The sequence below is a fragment of the Oleiphilus sp. HI0066 genome, from assembly GCF_001635725.1.
Genome location: NZ_LWFH01001724.1, coordinates 1 through 1,187, shown reverse-complemented (window position 1 = coordinate 1,187; position 1,187 = coordinate 1). Strand labels below are relative to the sequence as shown.

Genomic DNA, 1,187 nt, shown 5'->3' with positions numbered 1-1,187 from the left:
AGCAACAGGCGTTGTCACTCCTCTAACTATCGCAGGAACGCAGGATACCTCAGATGACACAGTGGTAAATATTACTCGTCTACTTCAAAGTTTGGATACCGATGGTGACCCAGATAATGGTATTGAAATTGCTGATGAAGCTTCAGATGTCGCGACTGCTGTCGATTTTACTCAATCCATAACTGACTTTGCTAATAGCACTGCTGTTACAACGCTTGTAGCAAATTCTGGATCAACGACTACGGCACTTATTTCAGAAGATCAGGCGATTTCTCACCTTGAAGAAACGCTGATTGAAGAAGGAGAAACCTTTACGCCTAGCAGCAGTATCGCAGGTATTTGGACAACCGACGATGATGAAAATGACTTGCTTGCTTTTGTTTTCTTCCAAGATGGCACGTATGTGCATATGGAAGTTGATATTGACGATGCCAGTGAAACTAATGGTATGGAATGGGGAACTTACTCCCGCAATGATGAGACGGGTTTATTAGAGCTTGGTATTACTTTTGACAATACTGATACAGGATTATTCGTTTTCTCTGCGGCGGATCCTGCGAATATTTTCGCTCAAGTTGACGATGACGTACTAACTCTTGAGTTCGATGACAATAACAATGGCACTATTGATGAAGACGAGTCGCTTGATCTTACACGTTCTGCTAACAGTGATATTTTAGGTGCATGGACTAATACCTCTACAGAAAATGAATTACTCGCTTTTGTTTTCTTTGACAACGGTACCTATGCGCATCTAGAAGTTGATGAGGAAGCTCCAAACAATCCTGAGAATCCAGATGAAGTGAGTGGGATGGAATGGGGCACTTACTCTATTAACTCTGAAAATGACGCTTTGACTGCTTCGATTACTTTTGACGGTAATCTTGATACGGGCTTGACGGACACTCTTTCCGAGTCAATTCCGTTATTTGCTAAAGTTGAAGGAGATACTTTAACGCTTCAGTTTGATGAAGATGAGAGTGGCGTTATTAGTTCAGAAGAAGAGTTGGTGTTGAATCGAGCGCCAATGCCTGTGTACGAGAAACTGTCTAATTAATGGCACTTTTGATAAAACTAATATCGAATATGCAAAACTACAGTTGTACAAGAACTGACGTCGTATATTGGGTGTGATCTTAATTAGCCTAAGCTAGCCTTTAAGGGAGAATCAATCGTTATAAGACTGA

At 41.2% G+C, this 1,187-nt stretch carries 1 protein-coding gene; it reads left to right on the top strand.

Going from position 1 to position 1,187, the window contains the following annotated elements; all coding sequences use genetic code 11:
- The coding region (locus A3738_RS31620; RefSeq protein ID WP_068763977.1) for a hypothetical protein at positions 1–1,057 on the top strand (1,057 nt) is incomplete at its 5' end.
- Positions 1,058–1,187: the final 130 nt, after the last annotated feature.